This window comes from Acinetobacter sp. WCHAc060033 (assembly GCF_004209125.1).
GTDB classification, from domain to species: domain Bacteria; phylum Pseudomonadota; class Gammaproteobacteria; order Pseudomonadales; family Moraxellaceae; genus Acinetobacter; species Acinetobacter wuhouensis.
This window is the reverse complement of the sequence record NZ_SGSW01000023.1, coordinates 20,169-46,505: the sequence shown is the minus strand read 5'-3', so window position 1 is coordinate 46,505 and position 26,337 is coordinate 20,169. Positions and strand designations below refer to the sequence as shown.

At 39.0% G+C, this 26,337-nt stretch carries 19 protein-coding genes and 1 pseudogene; 10 read left to right on the top strand and 10 right to left on the bottom strand.

Annotation, left to right across the window (positions count from 1 at the left end; genetic code table 11):
- Positions 1–54 precede the first annotated feature (54 nt).
- The 3 genes from EXE10_RS11785 to fabR all read right to left on the bottom strand — a co-directional run bounded on the left by EXE10_RS11785 (position 55) and on the right by fabR (position 2,800).
- The gene (locus EXE10_RS11785) at positions 55–1,071 is read right to left on the bottom strand and encodes an AI-2E family transporter (protein WP_130113502.1); all 1,017 of its coding nucleotides are present in this window, start codon (positions 1,069–1,071) and stop codon (positions 55–57) included.
- 139 nt (positions 1,072–1,210) lie between these two features.
- On the bottom strand, positions 1,211–2,056 hold the full coding sequence (gene dapB, locus EXE10_RS11780) for a 4-hydroxy-tetrahydrodipicolinate reductase (RefSeq protein ID WP_130113501.1): 846 nt from the start codon (positions 2,054–2,056) through the stop codon (positions 1,211–1,213).
- A gap of 48 nt (positions 2,057–2,104) precedes the next feature.
- Positions 2,105–2,800, bottom strand: coding sequence for an HTH-type transcriptional repressor FabR (gene fabR / locus EXE10_RS11775; protein ID WP_068975346.1), 696 nt, complete (start codon positions 2,798–2,800; stop codon positions 2,105–2,107).
- Between the two features lie 141 nt (positions 2,801–2,941).
- Between fabR and EXE10_RS11770 the strand changes: the two genes are divergently transcribed.
- The 4 genes from EXE10_RS11770 to EXE10_RS11755 all read left to right on the top strand — a co-directional run bounded on the left by EXE10_RS11770 (position 2,942) and on the right by EXE10_RS11755 (position 6,330).
- Positions 2,942–4,009 carry a ferredoxin reductase gene (locus EXE10_RS11770; protein WP_130113500.1) on the top strand — a complete coding sequence of 356 codons (1,068 nt, stop codon included), beginning with the start codon at positions 2,942–2,944 and terminating at the stop codon, positions 4,007–4,009.
- 12 nt (positions 4,010–4,021) lie between these two features.
- Positions 4,022–5,116: a fatty acid desaturase family protein gene (locus tag EXE10_RS11765; RefSeq protein WP_087553801.1), complete on the top strand. Its 1,095-nt coding sequence runs from the start codon at positions 4,022–4,024 to the stop codon at positions 5,114–5,116.
- Between the two features lie 110 nt (positions 5,117–5,226).
- On the top strand, positions 5,227–5,862 hold the full coding sequence (locus tag EXE10_RS11760) for an SMI1/KNR4 family protein (protein WP_130113499.1): 636 nt from the start codon (positions 5,227–5,229) through the stop codon (positions 5,860–5,862).
- A 42-nt stretch (positions 5,863–5,904) separates the two neighbouring features.
- Positions 5,905–6,330: a hypothetical protein gene (locus EXE10_RS11755; protein ID WP_130113498.1), complete on the top strand. Its 426-nt coding sequence runs from the start codon at positions 5,905–5,907 to the stop codon at positions 6,328–6,330.
- A 29-nt stretch (positions 6,331–6,359) separates the two neighbouring features.
- Here the strand turns inward: EXE10_RS11755 and EXE10_RS11750 are convergent, their stop codons facing one another.
- The 4 genes from EXE10_RS11750 to EXE10_RS11735 all read right to left on the bottom strand — a co-directional run bounded on the left by EXE10_RS11750 (position 6,360) and on the right by EXE10_RS11735 (position 11,036).
- Positions 6,360–7,127, bottom strand: coding sequence for a sulfite exporter TauE/SafE family protein (locus EXE10_RS11750; RefSeq protein ID WP_130113497.1), 768 nt, complete (start codon positions 7,125–7,127; stop codon positions 6,360–6,362).
- A 158-nt stretch (positions 7,128–7,285) separates the two neighbouring features.
- Positions 7,286–9,526, bottom strand: a complete 2,241-nt coding sequence (locus tag EXE10_RS11745) for a TonB-dependent receptor family protein (RefSeq protein WP_130113496.1) — start codon at positions 9,524–9,526, stop codon at positions 7,286–7,288.
- An 80-nt stretch (positions 9,527–9,606) separates the two neighbouring features.
- Positions 9,607–10,203, bottom strand: coding sequence for a phosphatase PAP2 family protein (locus EXE10_RS11740; protein ID WP_068975340.1), 597 nt, complete (start codon positions 10,201–10,203; stop codon positions 9,607–9,609).
- Between the two features lie 128 nt (positions 10,204–10,331).
- Complete coding sequence (locus EXE10_RS11735) at positions 10,332–11,036, bottom strand: SIMPL domain-containing protein (protein ID WP_130113495.1); 705 nt, start codon at positions 11,034–11,036, stop codon at positions 10,332–10,334.
- A gap of 509 nt (positions 11,037–11,545) precedes the next feature.
- On the opposite strand from EXE10_RS11735, the gene EXE10_RS11730 reads away from it, so the two are divergent.
- Both EXE10_RS11730 and EXE10_RS11725 read left to right on the top strand, forming a co-directional pair.
- Positions 11,546–12,922, top strand: a complete 1,377-nt coding sequence (locus tag EXE10_RS11730) for a diaminobutyrate--2-oxoglutarate transaminase (protein ID WP_068975338.1) — start codon at positions 11,546–11,548, stop codon at positions 12,920–12,922.
- Positions 12,923–12,925: 3 nt separating this feature from the next.
- The gene (locus EXE10_RS11725; protein ID WP_130113494.1) at positions 12,926–14,458 is read left to right on the top strand and encodes a pyridoxal phosphate-dependent decarboxylase family protein; all 1,533 of its coding nucleotides are present in this window, start codon (positions 12,926–12,928) and stop codon (positions 14,456–14,458) included.
- 147 nt (positions 14,459–14,605) lie between these two features.
- Here the strand turns inward: EXE10_RS11725 and EXE10_RS11720 are convergent, their stop codons facing one another.
- The 3 genes from EXE10_RS11720 to mutS form a co-directional block, all read right to left on the bottom strand.
- Positions 14,606–15,325: a D-Ala-D-Ala carboxypeptidase family metallohydrolase gene (locus tag EXE10_RS11720; RefSeq protein WP_087553793.1), complete on the bottom strand. Its 720-nt coding sequence runs from the start codon at positions 15,323–15,325 to the stop codon at positions 14,606–14,608.
- Between the two features lie 141 nt (positions 15,326–15,466).
- The gene (fdxA, locus tag EXE10_RS11715; RefSeq protein ID WP_130113493.1) at positions 15,467–15,790 is read right to left on the bottom strand and encodes a ferredoxin FdxA; all 324 of its coding nucleotides are present in this window, start codon (positions 15,788–15,790) and stop codon (positions 15,467–15,469) included.
- A gap of 218 nt (positions 15,791–16,008) precedes the next feature.
- Positions 16,009–18,681 (bottom strand): DNA mismatch repair protein MutS, encoded by a 2,673-nt coding sequence (mutS, locus tag EXE10_RS11710; RefSeq protein ID WP_130113492.1) that lies wholly within the window; start codon positions 18,679–18,681, stop codon positions 16,009–16,011.
- Between the two features lie 230 nt (positions 18,682–18,911).
- Here mutS and EXE10_RS11705 point away from each other — a divergent pair, with 230 nt between their 5' ends.
- The 4 genes and pseudogenes from EXE10_RS11705 to EXE10_RS11685 all read left to right on the top strand — a co-directional run bounded on the left by EXE10_RS11705 (position 18,912) and on the right by EXE10_RS11685 (position 26,317).
- Positions 18,912–20,249 (top strand): tyrosine-type recombinase/integrase, encoded by a 1,338-nt coding sequence (locus EXE10_RS11705; protein WP_130113491.1) that lies wholly within the window; start codon positions 18,912–18,914, stop codon positions 20,247–20,249.
- A gap of 502 nt (positions 20,250–20,751) precedes the next feature.
- Positions 20,752–23,820 (top strand): annotated as a pseudogene (locus EXE10_RS11695) (type VI secretion system Vgr family protein).
- Positions 23,817–25,250, top strand: a complete 1,434-nt coding sequence (locus EXE10_RS11690) for a hypothetical protein (RefSeq protein ID WP_130113490.1) — start codon at positions 23,817–23,819, stop codon at positions 25,248–25,250. Before EXE10_RS11695 ends, EXE10_RS11690 begins: the two are co-directional and overlap by 4 nt.
- Before the next feature lie 2 nt (positions 25,251–25,252).
- Positions 25,253–26,317 (top strand): PoNe immunity protein domain-containing protein, encoded by a 1,065-nt coding sequence (locus EXE10_RS11685; protein WP_130113489.1) that lies wholly within the window; start codon positions 25,253–25,255, stop codon positions 26,315–26,317.
- The last annotated feature ends 20 nt before the right edge of the window (positions 26,318–26,337 follow it).

The following is a 26,337-nucleotide window of genomic DNA, read 5'->3' as shown; positions in this document are numbered from 1 at the left end:
AATAAAAAAACTCTCGTTTTGAGAGTTTTTTATTTTTAACTGATCTATAGATTGTTAAATCATCTCAGCTTTTTTTAATTCCAATTTGATATAGGCGTAAAAAATTGGTGCAACGATTAATCCAGCTAAGCCAAAAATTGCTTCAAATACGAGCATCGCCAATAAGACTTCCCACGATGCTGCATGAATTTTTGTACCAATAATTTTTGCATTGATAAAATATTCAAGTTTGTGAATCAAAATTAAATAAATCAAAGCTACACCAGCAGTTGTCACAGAAATTGTAAGCCCTGTGATTACGATGATGGTATTGGAAATTAAATTCCCAACGATGGGAATTAAGCCAAAAATAAAAGTCAGTATGACAAGCGTGTTGGCAAAGGGTAATTGCACACCAAAGATTGGTAATAAAATATGTGAAAAAACAAAGAATAGCGCAGTATTAATTAATGAAATTTTAAATTGTGCAAAGACTACATTTTTAAACGCTGTAGATAAATTTTCAATCCGTTTGATCATGGCGCGTTTAAAAACAGGCTGTTCAGGTTGAGGATGTAAACGATTAAGTGATACCAAAATTCCAACAATAGAAGCGATCAGCATTGTCGCAAGATTATGAATGAAATCAGTCCCTGTGTGTTTTAGCGTACTCAGATTATCTTTGAGTAAATCCATGGATTGATCTTTCAGCTCTGGAAGCGTATAGGGAATAAAGCCTGGAATATACTGAGCGATTTCGAGTTGTAGTTTTTGCAGTGTTTGGTCAATCTGATCGCTTAAGGCACTCACTCCAGACCCTTGTACATCATGTTGCATGAAACTGACTAAACTGGTAATTCCAAGTGTAATTAACGTCACAATGATGATGCCGAGAATGACGCTAATGGTAATTCTTGCGCGCTGACCATCAATATATTTCTCTGTGATATTTCCTAAGCTATTAATAATTTCAAATATTACAAAGCCTGCAAAAAAACTGGCAAGAAGATGTAAGGGAATCAATAAAGCTAAGAAAATCGCCATCAATAGATAACTTGTCATTATGCTTTGATGGTCAGTGAGTATTTTCATATAAATTAAGCCTAAAAGTCGTGCAGCATTGTTGGGCAATGCATTTGTGTTTAGGCGCGAAGGTAGATGAAAAGTCTATCTAGGGTCTAAGCGATGAAGTTTGTAATATTTATCTTAAGTTTAAGTTAATTTGTTTGCACTAATTTTTTATAACATCATTCATATCATATAGACCGCAGGGTTGATTACTCACCCAAGTGGCTGCACGGACGGCGCCAACAGCAAAGTTCATGCGATTATTTGCGACATGTTTAATTTCAATTTGTTCATCATTACCGAAGAAGAATACACTGTGTTCACCAACGATATCCCCACCTCGAATGGCTTGTAAGCCTATACTTTGATGATGTCTTTCGCCTACAGCACCGTGACGTTGATAAATAGCAATATCAGCGAGTTGTTGCTGTCTTGCTTGTGCAATCGCATCTGCGTACATCAAAGCTGTACCTGAGGGTGCATCAATTTTATGACGATGATGGGCTTCAATAATTTCTGCTTCAAAAGCTTGAGCATATTCATTTTGGCTCAGTAGTTGAGCTGCTACACGAACTAAATCGACACTCAGATTCACCCCAATGGAATAATTTCTAGAATGTACAATGGCTATTTCTTGGGCGGCTATTTTAATTTTTTCAGTAAGTTGTTCAGATAAACCCGTAATTCCAATAATGATCGGCTTCTTAGCCTGATGACAAATATCAAGGTGCGTGGCGAGCGCTTCTGCGGTGGTAAAATCAATCACAACATCACAATTTTGAATCACTGAACTTAGATCATCGCTGATCATGACATTTAATAGGTGATGATCGGTGCTTTCTAGGTTTAAAAAATCTGCAAGACTTTTTCCAATACAAGCACTGCCTACACGTCCTGTTGCAACTGTAATATTGCGTCCCGCATGGATGCAGGCTTGAATGAGTATTCTGCCCATGCGCCCATTGACACCTAAAATACCGATTCGGATGTTTTTTTTATTTTTATTCATCATGATCCAAATGTTTAGAATGTAGTAGGGCTCAGTTATTAAACTTAGTTATTTAACTTGAGCTTCATCCAAGTGACGAGAGCCTTCCAAAATCATACGAATCATGATCATGGTTTGTTCAGCGACTTCCTTCCGTTCATTGGTCGGTAAATCAATGACTTTAGCCCCCATGTTAAATACAAGCTGGGTAATGGCTTTGGCAACCAAATCTGGATGAGCCAATTTACTATGATTGATGCGTTCAATGCGAATCAGATCATCTTGTAATTCTTGTTGGAAATAGTTTAATTGCTTATCAACCGCCAATTTATACTGGGTTGAGCCTGTATAACCTTCACGGAGTAACAGACTGAGGTTACCTTCATCCGCATCCAATTGTTCAATAAAAACTTCTACTGAACTACGGATAATACTACTTTGTCTGGCTGCTTTAATGCGTGCTTCATGCAAAATATGACGCAGAACCACACCAGAACGATCAATCAGTTCAATCGCAAGTTCATCAATATCTTTAAAATGTCGATAAAAACTATTTGGTGCAATGCCAGCTTCACGTGCAACTTCACGCAAACTGAGTGAAGCAATACTTTTTTGTGGACCAATCAAATTGAGTGCAGCTTGGAACAATTCTTCTTTGGTAATCGTTGCTTTACGACCGACTGTACGCACAGAAACTTTCTCAAGTTCTTGAATTTGATCTTGCAAGGAAGAAGAATTCTGAGTTGGCGTAGACGTTGGATTCATAAAGCATCAAATATTTAAAGTGTTTTTTTCATTATAGCCGTTGTCATTACTTAAATGAAACGTCTAGATACAATACGAGTGTATATACAAATATATATACATGTGTATAATAATTAAAATTCAGTTGAATGGTGAGCACTTATGCACGCTGTTGAAAAGCAAAAATCTCCTATAAATTCAATGTTTGACATGGTATTGGGTCACGATACTGCAAACTTTTGGCTACAAAAATTTAACCCTTTATGGTCTGTACAACAAGCTTTAGGCAAAATTGTTCAAAAATCACAGTCTGCTACAGATACAACAAGTTTGACTATTGAAACCAATCGCCATTTTAAAATCGGGCAGGCAGGTCAACATCATCCTGTAACTGTTGAAATTCATGGTCGTCGTTATGAGCGTACCTATAGTTTGACGCAACTAGATACACAACATGTGCTATTAACGGTTAAAAAAGTTGAGAATGGCGTAGTAAGCAATTGGTTGATTAATGATGCCCAAGTGGGTGACATCATCGAATTTGATCAACCTTATGGCGATATGCTTATCCCTGAAAATAAAATGCCTTTGATCCTTTTGGCGGCGGGGAGTGGAATCACGCCAATGTATAGTTTGATCAAAGCTTTAGTACAAACGAAACAACTTGATCAACAACCTGTGCATCTCATGTATTGGGTGAAAAAACATGCAGATGTTGCTTTTAAACAGCAGTTTGATCAACTCGCAACGCAATATTCAAACTTTAAATTCGATGTGTTCTATACCCAAGAAACTCAAGCTGATGCACGTTTGAATGATGAATATTTACATTTAGTACAAAACTTAACCCAAAGCACAGTCTATGTCTGTGGGCCATCAGGCTTTGTCGTAACAGCAGAAAAACTATTTGAAAATGCACAAGTGTTAAAAAGCGAAGCATTTAGCTTAACGTCGATCATTTCAGATGAAACTGGCTTTGTAAATGTGACATTAACCAAGTCAAATAAAGTGCTTGCTATACCGAAAGGGCAATCCATTCTTGCGAGCTTAGAACAGCAAAACATCAAGCCACAACATGGTTGTCGAATGGGTATTTGCAATAAATGTGCTTGCAATAAAGCCCAAGGTGCTACGAAGAATTTGGTCAATGGTCAGGAAAATGCAGAACCAAACAACCTGCTTCGTATCTGCGTGAATACAGCACAAACTGATCTAGTTATTGATATTTAAGCGAGTTTTACCATGAATATGCCAGTAAAAATTGAATATTTTAAAAATAGTAAAAACCGTGAATTAACCCAGTCTGAACTTGATGCTTTAGCACGTGAGCTTGATGCGATTAAGCAAGAAGTGTTGGATGATATCGGGGAAAAAGATGCTGAATATATTAAAAAAGTCTATGCGGCAATTCGCTACAGCAGCATTCTAGGGCGTGCGTGTTTATTTGCAGGATGGTTCCCGCCAGCATGGTTATTGGGTACAGGCTTACTCGGTTTTGCCAAAATCATGGAAAATATGGAACTTGGTCATAATGTCATGCATGGTCAATATGACTGGATGAATGATCCGCGCTTTAAAGGTACAACTTATGAGTGGGATATTGTCGGGACTTCAGACAACTGGCGTCAAACTCATAATTATAAACACCATACTTATACCAATATTAAAGGGATGGATGACGATATTGGCTATGGTTTATTACGTTTGTTCCCTGAACAGCGTTGGAAAGCTGGCTATTTATTGCAACCTTTATACGCCGTGCCATTCTGCTTATTGTTCCAATGGGGTGTAGCGATTCAAAACCTTGAAATTGGTAAATTAATCTATAAACGTAAAACTTGGGCACAGTTTAAAGAAGAATGGAAACCAACGCAGAAGAAAATTGGTAAGCAATTCTTTAAAGATTATTTGTTTTTCCCATTGATCGCAGGCCCTGCGGCATTACCTGTTTTCACAGGGAATTTGGTGGCAAATGGTATCCGTAATATTTGGACATTTAGTATCATTTTTTGTGGACATTTCACCAAAGATGTTGAGGTTTTTCCGAAAACTGTATTACAAAATGAAAGCCGTGGTCATTGGTATATGCGTCAAATTCGAGGTTCTTCGAACTTAACAGGTTCAGAAGCCTTCCATATTTTGACGGGGCATTTGAGCCATCAAATCGAGCATCATTTGTATCCTGAAATCCCTGCGCGTCGTTACCGTAAAATGGCGCCAAAAGTGCAAGCAGTCTGTGAAAAATATGGTTTGAATTATAACAATGCAAGTCTGTTCAAACAGTATGGCCAGGTGCTTGGGCGTATTGTGAAATATGCTTTTCCATTTAAAAAGTAATTAATTATTGAAATATTCAAAGCCACTTTCGAGTGGCTTTTTGTATTGCAAACAGGTGCATTTTATCGCTAATCTATGAGCTACTTGATATTGAACATAATGAGAATAAAATGATTCAACAACAATTAGAAAATATTCAAAAATGGTTAGTACAACACGCCTCAAAGATTGCAGATCAATCACTCAATCCTTCAGCAAGTATTTCAGAAATAGAACAATTTGAACAAAAGCTTTCTAAACGTTTACCTGAAGCATTTAAAGATTTGTACTCTTGGCATAATGGGATGAATGAAGCGGAAAATTTAGGTAATTTGTTCTATGGCATGGAGTTATTTTCTTTAGACCGTATTTTGCAATATAGAGCAAACCTTGCAGATCTTGCCAATGCAGGATTAAGCCTTGAACATACAGACCCGCAAATTAATCCAGATAATGCCCATAATCCTGAATGGATTATTTTTGCACATGATGGTGGTCGGACAGGTTTATATTTGGACCTCGCACCAACAAGCCAAGGGAAAGTGGGGCAAATTATTTTTGTTGATGTTGATTTTGATGTCGCTATTTTGGTTGCAGATTCAATTGAGGCATTGGTCAATGATTTTGCAAGTGACTTAATGGCAGGCTTGTATGAGTTAAATGAAGATGCGCTGGAAGACGAAAATGAGTTTTTGGAGTGCGATGGGTCTATTGATTTGGTGAATTGGCATAATAGTCAGCGTTGGGCAAGACCATTGTTTAAGTAAACATAAACTGTAGAACATTATAGATTCATGGAGGCGTATAAGATGAAATTTCCTGAAGTGTATGATTTCGAATATGTCTCTGAATTTCAACATTGGTTTGCCAGTATTGAAAATGAATGGACAGATGTTTTGATTCCAAGTGTAGATGCTGAACATTTTCCAAAACAGCATTTACAATTTTTAAAATATGCTGAACCAGTATTACCTGAGTTAATTATTTTTGGTGCAGTCTACGTCCAAAAGTTTTCTGCGTTGAATTTGGGTGAGGGGAGTTTAAATGCAATTCGCTACAATACATTCAATGATATTTCTTATATCGAATTGCAATATGTTTTTGATCAAGATCCTTATCATGTATGGAGTGCGGGTTTTGAGAAGAATCCATTACAAGGCTATTTGATTGATGTCACTACTGAGGCATTAGACTATGGATTTAGTGCAATTATTTTACATCGTGAACCACTTTAACTGAGCTTTTGGGAATGATCAAAATATCCTTAAAAGAACAAGTCATAGCCCATTCGCCCAATCAAAAACACCAGTAAAATTAAAAAGAAAATACGAATAAAACCACTGCCATATTTCATGGCTAAAGCTGTGCCTGTGATTGCCCCAAGAATATTACACACTGCTAAAACTACAGCAGCTAACCAGATGACATGACCTGACGGAATAAAGAAAAACATGGCTGCTGCATTGGTCGCAACGTTGACCAATTTTGCGGAAGCAGAAGCATTTAAAAAATCAAAAGTAAAAACCTTAACAAATAAGAACAGCAGAAAACTGCCTGTACCAGGTCCGAAGATCCCATCATAAAAGCCAATCAATGCCCCAAACAAAATCCCAAGCGCAATTTCTTTTTTCCCTGCTTGTAAAACTGTATGAATTTGTCCTAAGTCTTTTTTGGCAAAGGTGTAAATGGCAATCGTGATCAATAAAAAGAACACGATATAGCGCATTAATTCTTTGGGAATCAATGAAACAGACATTGCACCAAAGAAAGAAAAGACGAATGCAGCGAGCATTGTTGGCAGCACTAATTTCCAATTGATTGTTACTTTCTTAAAGTAAGCAAATGCGGAGGAAAGTGTACCTGCCATTGCGATCATTTTATTGGTGCCGAAAACAGTTGCTAAGCTATGTTTTGGAAAAGCATGCATCAGGGCTGGCAGTTGAATTAAACCACCACCACCTACAGCAGCATCAATTAAGCCTCCACAGAAAGCGAAAAAGCCAAGGCTGAAAAGTAGGGGGGTATAGTCCATTACAGAAGTTGTCTAAGTTATATCTAAGAGAATGATCATAGAATATATTGAAGAAAAAGTAATTAAAAAGCTCTAATCTCAAGCTGTGAGATTAGAGCTTTTATTGTTCAGTGCTTTAAAATTCAACTGATTTAAAGTCTTAGGAACTTAGATTAAACTTAAAAATCTACAGAAGTTTGTAGATAGAAAGTCCGTGGCTGACCGACATATTTACCACCTGTAGAGTCTGATGAGCGTGTGTAATATTCTTTATCAAACACATTTTTCACACCGCCAGCCAGTTTTAGACCATAGAAATCTTTACCAAAATCATAAGCTGTGCGCACAGCAAAAGTTGAATAACCAGCAATATCGCCAATACGACCATCTGCAGTTTCCTGTGTTTGGTAAACATTGGTTGAACCTGGTGCATGTTGTTTGGATTGCGCAAACATATCCGCATTGACTGACCATTTATCTATGCTATATCCAACGCCTACATTGCCCACATGACGTGAATAATAGGGAAGATCTTCACCATCAAATTTTCCTGCTTCAGAAACAGCTTTTGTGAAAGTGTAGTTGCTATAAACTTTTAAGCCTTTTAATGCATCTGCTAAGTTTTCAAAATCATAACTTAAACCGAGTTCAACGCCTTTATGACTGGTTGCCCCAAGGTTTGTCCAAATCCCTGTGCCAATATTATCAGGGCGTTCAAGTAATAGCTCTTTGTCAAAGTCTAAATAAAACACCGTAAATTCAGCATTTAAACCATTGCCTAAATATTTGGTGCCGATTTCATAGTTATTTGATTTTTCAGGATGTAAACCATCTAATGTAGCTACTGCTGTATTTACCGCTTTATTTGTCGTTGGATCTACGATAGAGCGTGTTGTCACAAGTTGGTTATATTGTTGTGGACCAAAAGAAACGGCTGCATTGGCAAAGACATTCCATTGGTCAGTGAAATTGTACTGTACAGCTAAACTCGGTAAAAATTCATCAGATTTAATTTTTGGATGAACCGTGTTGTTGGCTTTACCTGTTGCATCATAAGCAGTGAAATCGTTATGTGTTTTAATTGATTCAAAGCGCACACCAGGTGTAATTGTCCAAGCACCAATACCAAAACGGTTATCTATATATGCGGCATGTGCTTTGGTACCACCATCACTCGTTGTATTGGCAATACGCTCACCAGGGGTACCAGTTGCTGAGTTATATACGGCTGTACGTCCTGAAAACTCAGAGCTTTCCTCTTGTAAATAACGATAACCGATAGTGACTTCGTTATTCATATTTCCGAATGTATAAGCACGTGAATAACGTGGTTCGATACCAAAATACTTATAATCACGAGGTGAGTTGCTGATACGGCTCGTTCCTTTACTTGCATCGACTACGGATTCAAGATCACTGGTACGGAAAGAGTCCACGTAATAGCCGAGAACTTCAAAGTTGTTGACATCATCTTTGTGGCTATATTTAATAGATACGTCAGAACGACGACCAGCAAAATAGTTACGTGTTTGATTTGATTGGTAAGGATTTTCAGCATATTGCGCTGTTGTCAAACCTTCTGGCATTTCACCACGACCTTCGTAGTGATGTAAATTCACAGCGATCGAGTCTTGATCAGTAAATTGATAAGATGATTTCAACATCACATCGTCAATATCAATTTCATTATTGGCTTCACGGTAACCATCGCCTTTAGTACCTGAATACAGTAAAGCAAGCCCTAAACCATTATCCATCGTGCCGCCAATGAACAAATTTGGGCTGTATTTAATTTGATCAGTCCCTGTTGCAAATTCAGTGGTTAAACCAACTGAACCTGAAAGTTTTTCAGGAATTGCACGAGTGCTGAAGTTGATGATTCCTCCGACGTTTTGAGGCCCAAAACGTACAGAACCCGCACCACGAACCACATCAACAGAGTCGATATTGCCCATAGACACAGGTGCCATCGATAATTGAGGTTGACCATACGGTGCAAATGATAACGGTACGCCATCCATCAACACGGTTGAACGTGGTGATAAACGTGAAGTTAAACCTCGGACACCTAAGTTGAGCGAAACATCGCTACCACCTGTACCATTACTGTCTTGAACTTGTACCCCAGGAACTTGTTTTAAAGCATCGCGTATAGAAGTCACAGCAGATTGATCCATTTTTTTGCGATCAATAATGCTACGTGCGCCTGCATGTTCATGTACAGTTTCAGCATTGGCTTGTTCTAGCCAATTGCCTTGTGCTTTAACTACAATAGTTTGTAGAGTTTGAACTTCAGGTGTTTGATTTTCATCAGCATACGCAACATTGGCTATACAACTTAATGAAAGTGCAACAGCAACGCTGAGAGAAGAATGTTTGAAGTCTGTGAAAGCAAGATTTCGAGCATTTAAAAGTTTCATAAGGAGATCAATATGAGAAATTTTCGCTATCTTAAACTTTCACAATGTAAAAATAAATAATAATAATTATCATTTGAAAGCTATTTGACATAACCTTTTTGAATTAGTGATTTAAAAATTTTCTGGTGTATCCATAGTACGAAATTCAGAATCACTTCTTTATATTTATTCCACAGTGTTAAACCTGAAATATTGACGAATAATGCAAGGAAAAAGGCTCCAAACATATCGATTGGAAAATGTACGCCAACATAAACTCTCGACCATGCAACTAACCAAGCAACAGCAATCAGTAATTTACCGACTTGTCTGTATGCAGAAAAGTAATATGCAAACGCAATACTACTAAAAATAGTCATGTGATTACTTGGGAAAGACCCTGTCGGTTTATGTTGAATTAAAGTTTGACCGACTTCCATCACAAAAGGGCGAGGGGAATAAAAGAAATGTGAAATGAGTTGGCTAATCGTGAGTGTAAGACAGGTAAAAATAAACGCTTTCAAAATTTGCTTTTTGATTTGATTATTACCACGTAACCACATGATTGCAAAAATAAGGATCAGCAGATAAATCAGATCATTGGCGATGAAAATAGCATAATGTACCATCAATGGTGAGGCTTGATCAGGCGCATTTAATAGTTGGAATAAAGACAGATTTAAACTTTCGATAGACATAGGATATTAGGCAACTTAGATGTTCAGATGAAATACAACAATGCTCTAATGTAATCATTTTGTCATAAAAGAAAAGCATACAAGACCACAGAGTTGTGGTGGTCTTGTAATGTGTAACTATTTAATTTCTATTTGAATTGAATAGAACCATTGGCATTTACAGTGATTTTAGATTCACCTGCCGCCATATTTTGTCCACCAGCATCAGCTGCTTCAAATTTTGCCATACTCGCACGTGCAGCATATATCGGTTGCGGGAAAGCATTGCTGGTATTGATATTTAAATTGACCAATGTATATGCAGATTTATTCCATGCTTGTGTCAAAATTTGCGCACGTTGCTGAAAGTTCTTTGATGCTTCAACGATCAGATCATTTTCAACTTTTTTACGCTGTTCATCAGATACGGTGAAATTAATCGATTGTGTCTGAAAGTTACTTTGTAATTCATTGATCAATTGGCTCGCAGCTTTAAAGTCTTTGCTTTCAATTTGCACTTCAGCACGACCGCGCCATTCTTTTAATTTCTGATTGTCATTGTCATAAACTGGATAGGTGGTTTGTGAACCTGTTTCAACTTTGACTTGCGGATATTTTTTCGCAGTTGCAACGGCTTGACTCATCAATTGAGTAATTTGAGCAGACAGTTCTGCAGGTTGCTTATTTGAACGTTCAATATAAAGCACCGCATGCATTTCATCATTGGACACTTGACGAGTTGCATCGGCTTGTACGGTGACTAAATTATAATTTAAAGCTTCATTTCCTGCGGCAATGGTCATAGTGCTTAAAGTCGTTCCTAAAAGTAGAGTAGATAAAGCTAAATAGCGCATAGCACCTCCTTTAAATTATGGTGGAAAGTTATTCAAGATATGAGAGAAGAATATATTGCTTAAAAAGAATCAATTTAAAATACTAAGCAAAGTTTGAGAAAAACTAAGGCAGAATTTGTGGTGCAATTGTAAAGTTTTAGACAAGCTTTGCAACAGTGAGAATTACATTAAAACAATGATAATCAGCTGTTTATATAAAATAAGACATGTCTTTGTAAATGAAAAGTATAAATTTGAAAATAATAGATTTAATTGTCGGGTTTTCTTTGCATTGTCACATAGTATGATGATAATTCTACTATAGATGACAATGAGCGTTTTTTTCGATAAATTAACAGACGATAAGTACATAAAAGATATTTATTTTCTTGTAAAAAACTGTATGATCGCGCTCCTAGTTAGGCATATTAAAAAACACCCTAACTAGAAACTCTATAAAGCACCGAGTCAAAGGACCGCAAGTCACCCGACTTATTTCTTTCAACCCATATCAGAGATGGTAATTCGATATGAGCGTTACTTCTGTAAATCCTGCTGCCACTACTTCCACAAATGAATACTACTTGACTCGCCAAAGTCAGATGGAATCGAATGTTCGTAGTTATCCACGTAAATTACCGTTAGCGATAGCGGAAGCACATGGTTGTTGGGTTACCGATGTTGAAGGTACAAAGTACCTCGATTGTTTAGCTGGGGCAGGAACATTGGCATTAGGCCATAACCATCCTGCGGTGATTAAAAGTATTCAAGACACTCTGGCGAGTGGACTTCCTTTACATACTTTAGATTTAACAACGCCTTTAAAAGATGCTTTTACTGAAGCACTCCTTGAACAGCTTCCGGGTGGTCAAGAAGAGTATTGCTTACAGTTCTGTGGTCCATCTGGTGCAGATGGTACAGAAGCAGCAATTAAATTGGCAAAGACCTATACAGGTCGTAGCACAGTGATCAGTTTCTCTGGTGGCTATCATGGTATGACCCATGGTGCATTGGCGATGACTGGTAACTTATCTGCTAAAAATGCGGTAAATGGCTTAATGCCAGGCGTACAGTTTATGCCATATCCGCATGAATACCGTTGCCCATTGGGTGTTGGCGGTGAAGCTGGTGTTGATGCTTTGACTTATTTCTTTGAAAACTTCATTGAAGATGTTGAAAGCGGTGTAACAAAACCTGCTGCTGTGATTCTTGAAGCGATTCAAGGCGAAGGCGGTGTGGTAACTGCACCTGTAAAATGGTTGCAAAAAATCCGTGAAGTGACGGAACGTCATAACATCGTTCTTATTCTTGATGAAGTTCAAGCAGGTTTTGCCCGTTCAGGTAAAATGTTTGCCTTTGAACACGCAGGAATCGAGCCTGATGTTGTAGTGATGTCTAAAGCAGTTGGTGGTAGCTTACCGCTTGCAGTGTTGGGTATTAAACGTAAGTTCGATGCTTGGCAACCTGCGGGTCACACGGGGACTTTCCGTGGTAACCAACTTGCGATGGGTACAGGTCTTGCAACGATCAAAACCATCAAAGAACAAAACCTTGCGCAAAATGCACAAGAGCGTGGTGATTTCTTACAAGCTGAATTGAAAAAATTAGCGGTTGAATTCCCATGTATCGGTAATGTTCGTGGTCGTGGTTTGATGATCGGTATTGAGATTGTCGATGAACGCAAACAAGCGGATCACATGGGTTCATTGCCTGCGGATTCACAATTGGCTGCTGCAATTCAAACGGCTTGTTTCAACAATAAATTATTGCTTGAAAAAGGCGGTCGTAGCGGTACTGTGATTCGTTTACTTTGCCCATTGATCATCACTCAAGAAGAATGTGTTGAAGCTCTTGCACGCTTTAAGAAAGCAGTTGCAGAAGCTCTTGTTGCAGTTCGAGGCGCGTAATTCATGGTAGATTTTGCAGAACATCGTAAAGCGTTACTCTGCAATGATGCTCAATCTATTGCTGACTATGAGTCAGCAATGGGTGAGGCGACTAAAGCAGTCGCAGCATGGTTGCAAAACGATAAAATGTATACTGGTGGTAGCATTAAAGAACTTCGCCAAGCGATTTCTTTTAACCCATCAAAAGAAGGTTTAGGTTTACATCAGTCGCTTGAGCGTATGGTGGAGCTTTTCCTCAATAAAAGCTTAAAAGTACATCATCCACATTCTTTAGCGCATTTGCATTGCCCAACGATGGTGACAAGTCAAATCGCTGAAGTGTTGATTAATGCAACAAACCAATCAATGGATTCATGGGATCAAAGCCCTGCGGGTTCATTGATGGAAGTTCAACTGATTGATTGGCTTCGTCAAAAAGTCGGTTATGGCGCAGGTCAAGCAGGCGTATTCACTTCAGGTGGTACACAGTCGAACTTGATGGGTGTACTCCTTGCGCGTGATTGGTGTATTGCCAAGAACTGGAAAGACGAAAACGGTAATCCGTGGTCTGTACAGCGTGATGGCGTGCCAAATGAAGCAATGCGCAATGTTAAAGTGATTTGTTCTGAAAATGCACATTTCTCAGTGCAAAAGAACATGGCAATGATGGGCATGGGTTTCCAATCTGTCGTAACTGTTCCTGTGAATGAAAATGCACAAATGGACGTCGATGCACTGGAAAAAACCATGGCACACCTTCAAGCTGAAGGCAAAATCGTGGCATGCGTAGTTGCAACTGCGGGTACAACCGATGCAGGTGCAATTGATCCATTGAAAAAAATCCGTGAAATTACTACCAAATATGGCGCTTGGATGCATATCGACGCGGCATGGGGTGGGGCACTGATTCTGTCGAATGATTACCGTTCAATGTTGGATGGTATTGAATTGTCAGATTCGATTACGCTGGATTTCCATAAGCACTATTTCCAAAGCATTTCTTGTGGTGCGTTCTTGCTGAAAGATGAAGCGAACTATCGTTTCATGCACTACGAAGCTGAGTATTTAAACTCAGCTTATGATGAAGAGCATGGTGTACCAAACCTAGTGTCTAAATCACTACAAACAACTCGTCGTTTTGATGCGTTGAAATTGTGGATGACGATTGAAAACTTAGGTGAAGAACTTTACGGTTCTATGATTGATCATGGTGTGAAACTGACACGTGAAGTTGCAGACTATATCAATGCAACCGATGGTCTTGAAATGTTGGTTGATCCACAGTTTGCATCTGTATTGTTCCGTGTGATTCCGCAAGGTTATCCTGTTGAATTATTGGATACGTTGAACCAAAACGTGGCAGATGAATTGTTTGCCCGTGGTGAAGCGAATATTGGTGTAACTAAAGTCGGCAATGTTCAATCATTGAAAATGACCACTTTAAGTCCTGTTGCAACTTTGGAAAACGTACAGAATTTGCTTGCACTCGTGCTTGCTGAAGCTGATCGTATTAAAGATGCAATTGCGGATGGTACTTATACGCCTGCAATTGATTAATGAGAGTTTAATTTCATTAAGCAAGATTTAGACCATTAGGTTTAGATAAAAATGCCCGATCAAGTGATCGGGCATTTTTATGATTAAAATATAAAACTAAGTTTGGAATTTAGTGGTTCATCCCAAACTTAAAATTGTAAATACCGATTAAAAATGACACATCGAACTATTACGAGTTAAGTCAGGTCCCCATGTACGGTAACCTTGCGTATCGATATGAATTTGACCAGATGAGTAAAGTCCAAGTCCCATATTGAGGCTTTGTCCATATTGCGACCAGAACTGACAAAGTTTGAACTTGGTATATTCAATATAAGCATAATCTTCAGGTTGAGGATTGGCAGGTCCAATACGGAAATCAATCGCTGAATTAAACAAATGGCGTGATGAACCAGCACCACCCGCACATTGATTTAATGGTAGATCACGATAAACCGAAGTAACTGTAAAATCTGTAAGAACTTTAGATGCAATTAAATATTTAAATACTTTTAATGTTGGAAGTTGATTACGCCAAACTTCTTGGCTCGGAATCATATATTCAGATTTACCACATCGATCCCAATCACGAGCGGTTCTAAACAACTCAAAACTTGGAATAATGTTACCTGCATTATTTTGTTCAAGAAAACGTTCGTATGCACGCGCGCGTGATTGATTCTCACCATCCATTAACCATTGGCGATAGGAGTTAGGCATCGTTTTTTGTGGTATTGGACGCTCAATCGTAATTTTTTCTTCTGGAATATAAATACGTTGACCATGCGGGGTGCTAATTGTTGGACTCTTTTGAGGGGTAGATGTACATCCAGCCAAAACCATGCAGGTCATGCCGACAGCAAGTAAACCTTTCAAAATATATTTCATTCTCAATATTAGCTAAAGGGGGTAACACACTATTTTAGTCTAGTTCGTGCGAGGTAATATGGATATTTTGCAAATAAATGTACATTTTTTAGATATTAATGCAAAAAGATCAGCCTAAGCTGATCTTTCCTGTACAAAAACTTATTTTTCTAAGTATTGTAATTTGTCTGTTTTACCGTTCCATTCTTCGCGGTCTTCAGGCTGATCACCGATTTGCGTGATGTTTGGCCATTTTTGCGCAAGTTCAGCATTTAGTTCAATAAATACTTCTTGTCCTTCAGGCAATTCATCTTCAGAGAAAATAGCATTTGCTGGACATTCTGGTTCACACAAAGCACAGTCGATACATTCATCTGGGCTAATTACAAGAAAGTTAGGACCTTCATAAAAACAGTCTACTGGACATACTTCTACGCAGTCTTGATATTTACACTTGATACAATTTTCAGTGACAACAAAGGTCATGGCGTCAGCTACCTAAAAATATGGTTCTAATTAATAATGGTGTATTTTAGGCAAAAAAGCCCCCAACTAACAATTGCTTTTATTGATATTTGTTATATATAGGACTGCTATTTTTGATAAAAAGTGAATAAACTGTTTGTTTAATGATCAAATTAAAAGAAAGCCCCATAAAAGTATGAGGCTTTGCACTTATTCTCATAATGCTATGAAAATTTAGTCTAACCGTTTTTGAGCATTTGTTTTAATTGATAGAGTTGTTCTAAAGCTTGGCGAGGAGTTAGATCATCAACATCAAGTTGCTGTAACGCTTCTAATGCAGGTGATGGTTTTACTACTTCGACAATTTTCTCAACTTCAATAACGTGTTCAAATATTTCAGGTTCAGTGGATGGAGTAATTGCATTTTCTACTTCAGCAAATAAATCATTTTGAACCACAGTTTGTAACTGTTGTTGCTGTTGTTTTTCTAAAATTTTCAAACGCTTTTGTGCTTCTTTAATCACACCTGCCGGAATACCAGCAAGTTTTGCCACTTGCAAACCATGACTTTGGCTTGCAGGACCTTGTTGAACTTTATGCAGTAAAATCAAATTGCCATTCAACTCTTTTGCTGTGACATGATAGTTATCAATCGCAACTTCTTTTGAAAGCTCAGTCAATTCAAAATAGTGTGTGGCAAAAAGACATAAGCATTTAATACGTTTGGTCAAATCAAGCACGCATGCCCATGCGAGAGATAAGCCGTCATAGGTACTGGTACCACGACCAACTTCGTCCATGAGTACCAAGGATTGATTAGTCGCATGATGCAAAATCTGCGAGGTTTCAGTCATTTCCACCATAAAGGTTGATTTACCTGTAGATAAATCATCGGCAGAACCAATACGGGTAAAGATACGATCAATAGGTCCTAATTTGGCTGCTTTGGCAGGGACGAAGCTACCACAGTAGGCGAGTAAACTGATTAACGCAGTTTGACGCATGAAGGTCGATTTTCCCCCCATGTTTGGTCCCGTAATGATTGCCATACGATGATTAAAATCAAGTAAGGTGTCATTGGGGGTATAAGGTGTTTTACTCAATGATTCAACAACTGGGTGACGTCCTGCACTGATTTTAATGCCAATTTCAGGGCTATATTCAGGGCGATTCCAATTGTTTAAACGTGCTTGATGGGAAAAATTTGCCAATAAATCAATATGTGCAATAGATGCACTCATCATTTGTAAATTGGCAATATCCGCACGTAACTCATCCAATAACATTTCAAAGAGCAGTTTTTCTCGAGCAAGCGCACGTGACTCACTTGAAAGCACTTTATCTTCAAATGATTTCAGCTCAGGCGTGATATAACGTTCCGCATTCTTCAAGGTTTGACGGCGAATATAATGATCAGGTGCTTGCTCAGCTTGCGCACGTGTCAATTCAATATAGTAACCACTGACACGGTTATAGCCGATTTTTAAAGTATTAATTCCTGTAGATTCACGCTCTTTAATTTCTAAATCAATGAGGAATTGTCCTGCATGATCACGGATTTTACGCAGTTCATCCAATTCATCATCAAAGCCTTCGGCAATAACATTGCCATCACGTAATAAAACAGGTGGATGTTCAACAATCGCAGACATTAAGCGCTGATGTAGACCATTAAAGTCACCTAACTCTTCATTCAATTGCGTGATCAATTGTGATTGAGTGCTGCTTAAAATAGGCTGTAATGCATGTCTTAAAAAAGGAATCTGCGCACAAGCTTGACGAAGTTGAACTAAATCGCGAGGACGAGCACTACCTAAGGCAACACGGCTGAGTACACGTTCAATATCACCAATTTCTTTGAGAACCAAACGTACAGGTGATTCGTGATAGCCTTTAAGAAGTGCATCAATGGCATCAAGACGAGCATCTAAAATCTGCGTATCACGAAGTGGTTGCATCAACGTACGTGCAAGCAGTCGTCCGCCCATTGCAGTTTGGCAATCATTAATTAAACTAAACAGTGAAGTGCCATGCTCAAATAGTGGGTCAATAATTTCCAAGTTACGACGTGTCACGGGATCAAGTGCGATAAAGTCAGAGCTTTGTTCTAATTTGATCGAACGAATATGGGGGAGTGCTGTTTTTTGAGTTTCTTTGGCATAATGAATCAGTGCGGCAGCGGCAGCTTTGGCTAAAGGTAAATGGTCAATGCCAAAGCCAGATAAGGTGGAAACAGCAAACTGATCGCACAAGGTTTTTTGAGCATTATTTAAATTAAAATCAACATTAGGGCGTTTGGTAATTGGGCATTCGATTTGCTTTTTGATTTGTTCAATGATGTTCGGATCGACAATATCTTCGTCGACCAAAATTTCACTTGGCATTAGACGTGCCAATTCAATCGCAAGCTGTTCAGACTTAAATTCTTGTTGTTGTACTTTAAAAATACCCGCACTTAAATCAAGTAGCGCAATACCGATTTGATTTTGTTGGAAACATAGCGCGACAAGATTAGACGTTTGTGTTGCTGTGAGTAAAGCATCATCGGTTAATGTTCCTGGGGTGATGATTCGCACCACACCGCGCTCTACAGGACCTTTCCCTGTAACTTCTCCGATTTGCTCACAAATAACAACTGTTTCGCCTTTTTTAACTAAGCGTGCTAAATAGCCTTCGGCAGCATGAAAAGGTACACCAGCCATTGGAATCGGATTGCCATTGGCTTTTCCGCGATGGGTTAGGGTGATGCCTAAAAGTTTTGCTGCTTTTTTTGCATCGTCAAAGAAAAGTTCGTAGAAATCACCCATACGATAAAACATTAACGAGTGTGGATGCTGCATTTTTACTTTTAGATATTGCTGCATCATAGGAGTGTGGGAAGATATGTCAGCTATGATTTCTTGCATGTTCATCTATGCTAAATCCTTAAATTTAAACAATTAATTAAATTTTAAAACAAGTCTGACTGTCCAACCAGATCCTATTTATTCTGAATTAATCCTATCTAATCCAATAGAAAAGTATACCTTTTAGTGTAACTTGTTTTAAGGCATAATCATTTTTGAAGGGGTGTGGGATAGTTCAATTCTACTCAGGTTGAATATGGTAACAAATTCAGTTGAATGTACAAAAGAGAAAAGAAATGTTGGAAAAGATTGAAACTAAAAAAATTGCTTTATCTGCGCGTGCAATAGAAAAAATGAAAGCAGGCGATAAAGATAAAACTGATGTGGGTGAATATTCAGGTTTGAGGGTAGGCTGTGGTAAGACAGGGGTTAAAAGTTTTAAATATAGATATCGTAGCCCTATAGATAATTCGCTTAAAACGATCACTCTAGGTCATTATCCAGCACTATCTTTGGCTGAGGCTAGGGTAGAGCTGCAAAAGTTAAAATTATTGCGTGCTCAGGGCGTATGTCCAATTACGCAACGAAAAAACTCTAAAGTTGAAGAAAAGATACGACAAGTAGTTGCGGCTGATGTGCTGTCTGTCAAAAATGTTGTTGATTTATATTTAGAAAATGTAATTGAAGATAAGCATATTTTTGATGAACAGAGTAACAAAAAGAAAATAGTTAAGGGTAGTAGAGCAATCAAGGGACAAATTGAAGCTAGACGTACCTTATATGTTGATGTGGTCAGTTCTATTGGTGAAAAAGCTGCGGTAGAAATCACACGTAAAGATATAGTGAGTCTGATTAAGGGAATCATTGATCGTGGAGCCCAAGTTCAAGCAGGAAAAGTGTTATCCGAACTAACGGCTGCTTATGAATATTGTATTGGCTTAGATTACTTCCCAGATACTTTTGCAAATCCTGGCTTACTTGCAAAGTCTAGTTTGAAGCAAACTAGAATTAAATTAACTGCTAATAAGCGACAGCGTGTGCTGAGTGAGATCGAATTAAAAGCAGTTTTACAGTGGCTTCCCAAGTCTGGGTTCTCGAAACATCATAAAAGTATTTTATTGATGACACTTTGGACAGGTTGCCGAACCGGTGAAATTTGTAATGCAGAGTGGAAAGATTTTAATTTAGAAAAAGCAACTTGGCATTTACGAGCTACAAAGAATGGTAGTGAGCGATATGTTCAATTGTCAAGGCAATGTGTGGACTATTTGAAAAAGCTTGAAGAAATCGGTGGCGAGTATGTTTTTCCTTCTTATCGTACTGGAAAGCCGATTGCACAGAAAACAATTACCGAAGCCAAGTGGTTATTAAAAGAAAAGACTAGAGCCAAAAAACATTCATTTAAAGACGAGCAGCTTTGGCCTGAAGAAATGGAGGATTGGAATCCTCATGATTTGAGAAGGACAGTACGTACAGGTTTATCACGATTGGGTTGTCCAAGCGATGTCGCTGAAGCAGTTCTTGGGCATTCTAAAAAGGGCATCGAAGGAACTTATAATTTGCATGGATATGAAAATGAATGTGCAAAGTGGTTGCAACAGTGGGCGGATTTTCTCGATCAAGAAACTGTATAGAAAAGGATGGGAGTTGAAGTAATCGACTATTTAAATCGTGTGCTGCGAGATAATGATTTCTTTCCTTCGAGCAGTTAGTGTTCATTAGACGTGTTGCGTAGAGTATATATTACCATAAAGGTTATGAGGTGATACCCCTAAATGTTCTTTGACATCTGAGATACAATATCTACGTTTAGTAATCAATTGAACAATTTTATCTTAAAATTTTAGTGTATGTCGTTGTTCGCACATAAGATTCTGTCCTATGTATAAAGGATGGATGAAATTTGTCTAGGGTATTGATGGCATTCAAGTCTTATACAAAGTATAGAGTAATCTGGGGCTGTCCAAGTCAAACCACATAACCTAATTAGGTTCTTAATAAAGCCTGTAATCGTACGCAATTTATGTCATAAAGTGCCATAAAATTCAGCCTGGCGCTGGTCAAAAACGCTAAATTTTTATACTATACGGCAAACTTTATAATTACGACATTCACTTTATATTTATTAAAAACATTATGTTGAATCATATTTATGCTGCTTTAGAACAGCTAGGATTCACTACACAAAAACGTGTACTGCATATCCAGTTTGCCAATGCGTTGCTGAATCAGCAGGTCTATTTACAGCGAATAGACGGTACGCATAGCTTAAATCAAGGCTTAACCGCCAGTTTAATTTGCTTGTCGACACATGCATTTATTCCGCTAAAACAGTTTATTGGCTGTCAGGTCGCTATAGACCAAGTGACTGACACAGGCCAATTGAGCCGTATCACAGGCATCATCACCCAAGCTCAAGCTGGAGCAAGTGATGGTGCACTGACCTTATATCGCCTCACACTTGAAGACCCGACCACATTATGGAAACAACGCCGTAACAGTCGTGTGTTTATGAATAAAAATGTGGTGGATGTGGTCAACATACTGTTCCAAGAGTGGCAACAAAAAAGTCCGCTGTTTGCGGCAAGCCTGAGCCTTGATTTAGCAGGGCTGAGCCGAGAGTACGACATTCGACCTTTCATCATGCAAAGCAATGAAAGTGATTATGACTTTCTGACGCGCCTAATGAGAAGTGAAGGGATGAGTTGGTTGATTGATGAAGCACAAACCCTGCTTGCCCAAACTCACCAACCGATTCAAGCACAAAAGCTACGCTTAATTGACGATAACCAGCACTACCAAGCCCTGCCGCGACGTTTTATCCGCTTTCATCAGAGCAGTGCTGTTCAAGCCGTAGATAGCATTATCGATTGGCAGGCACAACGCCAGTTACAGCCCACAGCAGTGCATGTTCAGCGCTGGCAAGCTGATGCACTGACCCAAGATGATGGTGCAGGCAGCGTGCAAAGCAAACATCAGCAGAGCGAGCAATATGATGTTGCAAGTTTAGGGCTAGAGCAAGCATGGCATTTTTCACCCGCATGGATGCAAGACCTGAATGGGGAGGATGGTGCAACAGCATCGGGCAATCCACAACTAGAACAATTTAACCAGTAGCTATCGGACTACTACAATGCACAAGCCAAGCATTTCTGTGCACAGTCTACGGTGCGAGATGCTCATGTGGGTTACTGGTTTGAACTGCAAGATCATCCAGAAATTAATCAACACAGTGGTGCAGACAAAGAATTTCTCATTACCGAAAAAACCTTTTATAGTCAAAACAACCTACCGAAAGATTTAAACCAACAACTAGAGCAACTTCTCCAACAAAGTCATTGGCAATTCACGTCTACACTGAGCAGCATTGCAAGTGAACAGCGCCAAGGCAATCTGCTGAGCTTACAACGTCGACATATTAAAACTGTCCCCGCTTATCATCCCGAGCAGCATCGCCCTGCTGCCCACCCGCAACGTGCTCAGGTGGTTGGACCGAATGGTGAAGAAATCCATGTCGATGAATGGGGACGCATCAAAGTTCGCTTTTTATTCACAAGAAATGAAGACCATATGCATGATGGCGGCGCGGGCAGCAATGATAACGATACGGACTCTGCTTGGGTGGATGTATTAACCCCATGGGCAGGTGAAGGCTACGGGGCACGTTTCTTGCCACGAATTGGGGAAATTGTAGTCATTGACTTCTTTCAAGGAGACATAGATCGTCCTTTCGTGGTGGGACGTCTTCATGAAGCACAGCGTTCTCCTACAAAATTTGATAATGCAGGACAACTGCCTGATACCAAAAAACTGGCAGGCATAAAATCTAAAGAATATCAGGGAGAGGGCTTTAACCAGCTCCGATTTGATGACACTACAGGTCAAATTAGTGCACAGCTGCAAAGCAGTCATGCGGCAAGTCAACTTAACTTAGGTAAACTGAGTCATCCCAAAGCCACCGAAGAAAGTGAAGACCGTGGAGAAGGCTTTGAACTCCGTACTGACCAATGGGGGGCGCTAAGAGCAGGAGAAGGACTACTTCTTTCCACCTATAAACAAGATCAGGCTCAGGGCGAACATCTGGATGCACAAGTTGCTAAACAACAATTTGAAAGCAACCAGAATAATGCCAAAGCACTCAGTGAAGTTGCCAAAAACCAGCAAACCGATGAAATAGAATCGATTGAACAACTCAAAGAGTTTGCAGATCAAATCCAAGAACAGATTGCTAAATTTGAAAAGGCGCTATTACTTTTAAACTCGCCAGATGGGATTGGTTTAAGCACAAATGCAGACATTCATGTCTCGGCTGATGGACAAATTAACCAGTTTGCAGGCGATAGCATCAACTTGAGTACGCAAAAGAATTTGATTGCACACGCGCAAAACAAACTCAGTTTATTTGCTGCTCAAGGTGGCATTAAAGCTATTGCAGCGCAGAGTAAAGTCGAGATTCAGGCACAGTCAGATGCTTTAGATGTATTTGCCAAGCTGGGCATAACAATTTCTTCGACGGATGATCGCATTGAAATCAGTAGCCCAAAAGAAGTATTGATTACAGGTGGTTCATCGCAGATTGCACTGAATAATTCTGGAATTTTCCCCAAAACGGGTGGAAAGTTTGAAGTAAAGGCTGGGCAGCATGTATTTATGGGGGGAGAAAGTGCTTCCAGTACTTTACCTGCTTTACCTCAGTTGAATATGCCTGCTAAAGAGCTAGCACTCAAATACATGTATGAGGATTTAAAGCCAGTCGCTCAAGCCCCTTATAAACTTATATTTCAGGATGGTACGACGCAAGAAGGCCTTCTGGATAGTCGTGGTTATGCCAAAGTCCAGATTCCTGCTGATAAAATCCAGCCAAAGGTATATTACGGTTTTAGCAATATGGAGGCTAAACCTGATCAGCCCAAACAGGACAATACATTTAAAGATAGACAAGTAATGAGTATTGCGGAAGCAGAACAATTGATCGAACAATATAACAAACAAGAACTTGACCACTTATTAGATGAATATTTCCCTGATGAAATACAGGCCATGATAGATGGGCAAGGTGTAGAGTATGACGACCATATCAATGATTATGAGGAAAAAGCTTTAGAACAACAAAATAATTCAGATGATGCTATTGCTGATCATGCAGAAGAAATCCCATTGAATGAACAAGCAACGCCACATTTTGGTTTTGGGGGTGATTTATGAGTACAGCAGTTGCAAAGTCACCAGCTAAAACCATTAGAGTCACTAAAAAAGGCGAGCAATCGGCAGCCGACTGGATAAAAGGTGTATTAGACGGGAGTGGATCAAGCCCTGCACAAATGATTGTAGCAGTTGTGATAGGCTGTATCCCTTTTGTGGGGCAAGGGGTGGATGTCAGTAATGTCATTGTTTCAATTGTCAAAATTTCAGAAAACCCGAATAACAAAGACAACTGGTTTGATTTAGTCTTTAATTTAATTGCATTTGTTCCTGTTGCAGGAGATGGACTTAAAATCGTATTTAAGCAATTGCGTTCTGGTAAATCTATGGGGGCAATATTAGATGCAATTCCAAGTAAAACCATGCGTGGCAATGTTGAAAAATGGTTTAGGAACTTAAATTGGAACGCTTATACCAAACAGTTGCAGACCACCACTAATAAAATAATAGATCGACTCATTAATGTTTTTGATAGCTGGATGACTAGAGCGGTCTTGGGACAAGCCCGATTAAAGACACTTGTAGTGCAACTGAGAAAAATGAAAACAGTTGCGAACAGGCAAATTGAAATGGTGATGAAAGACCTGCAATTAGCCCATAAAAAAGCTTTGGCAACCCCTTATCCTAATACCACAGCGAAGGCGCCCATCCATACGCCAGGTGGTTCAAAGAAACCTAATTCTACGTCTGCTCCTCGTACACAGCAGAATGGTCAAGTTTTTAAAAATACACGTGGTAATACAGCCAATACTGGAACGACGAATACCTCAACTAAAAGACAATCTAAAAAGCGCAGTAATAAGGAATTAGGTTCGGGTGGTGAACACATCACGGATTATTACTTTGTGAAGCGGAAAAAGAGCCGTACCAAAATTAATAATAATGGTGTGCTGTATGAATATCATGATACTGGGCATGATGGTATTGACCATGCTTGGTATAGCAATAGTATTGGGCATAAGTACCGAATTACAGATAGTAAAGCGACGAATTTAGCCAGTCATCGAAAAATCATGACTCCGAAAGCAGCAATGGATGCTTTAAGCATGGGCTTGGATGTCTATGTAAAGTCTTCCAAAGAGAAAAAAACTAAAAATGCATTGGGTAAAACTGCAAGTGATGGAGCACAAATGTCACATCTTTGGATATCTAAAAAAATTAATAGTGCACAAATTATTCCAAGCCATAGTTCATTTATAACCAAAATTAAAGCATGGGAAAGAGTTAGATTTAAAGCGAGTACTGAAAAAAGAGTGGGTAAAACAGTTGCGGTACAGTGTCCTTATGATCGGAGCTTGGTGACGATTACAGGAAATTTATTTGATCATCACAGTCAATGTAAAGGGCTGGATAAACCGAAATGTACCCGTACAGTGACTGCACACGCAATTACTTTAGAATTTGTTTTGCCCAATGAAATGCTGGAGCGTTAAGAATGTCAATAATAGTCAATGATCAAGAAATAGATTGGCAAAAATGGTTAGAGTTAGAAGTTACTGACGAGAGTGATTTTAGAGATAATCATTTATTAAAACAGGACTATCATGAAAACTTTGATGAGCTTGTAAATGGGTTATATTCAGTTACTGATGGCTTTAGTGATTATAAAAATGAAAAGAAGTTTGGTGGTTATATTGCTTCGGGACGAAGACGGATAATTGATGCTTTAGATTTGATGTCTTTACAGTACTCTGCGGGTGGGGATGTTGGTTTCATTAAAGAGCTTTATCCTTACTTACTGCATTGGATGGAAGAATATGCTGAAACCAGTCATTTATATAATTTAAGTCCCGATGCTGGTGGGCGTTATGTCTGGCATATTAGTTTAGGTACAGAAGACTATTGGTATGTGGCTTTACGTCTGATTTGTTTCGGTTTATTGACGGGTTATGCTGACCAAATGTATCGGATTATGCCGATTATTGATTATGTTGAAGCCACACCTGAAGGCCAAGAGAAAGATGGTTTAATCGAGCGTCTGGTTGCTCCGTTTGTAGCAGATCGAGGTACACCACCAGATGAAGCTAGACGGCATTTACCTTATCGGAAGTTAATTAAGGTATTTAATGCTGCACCTGAGCAACGTTCCGCTTTAATGTTGCAATATTTAGAAAGTTGGTATGAGGCGAGTCGTCGAGAGCCTTATCATGATCAACATCCACAAACTGATTTGAGGTCGGGCGTTAGCTACTATGGTTATTGGTCATGGGAAGCAGCAGCGGTGACATGGTTATTAGGTATAGATGATGCTTTTTACCGTGAGCACGAGTTCTATCCAAAAGACTTAGTGGATTTTGCGCGTACACAATCAAATGTGGTTCCAAATGAGGAACAGCTGGAACGTATAAAAGTAAAAGGTGGCGAAGCTTGTATTAAAACAGGTCATTGGATTACTCCAGCTAAACCCGATACACGACTGTATTTTACGCAAGGTGCAATCTTGCCGATCCTTTCAGAAACGGATTGGGGTGAAGTGTATTGGTACTGGGATGGTAAATAGCCTAAGTGCTTTATCCCGAG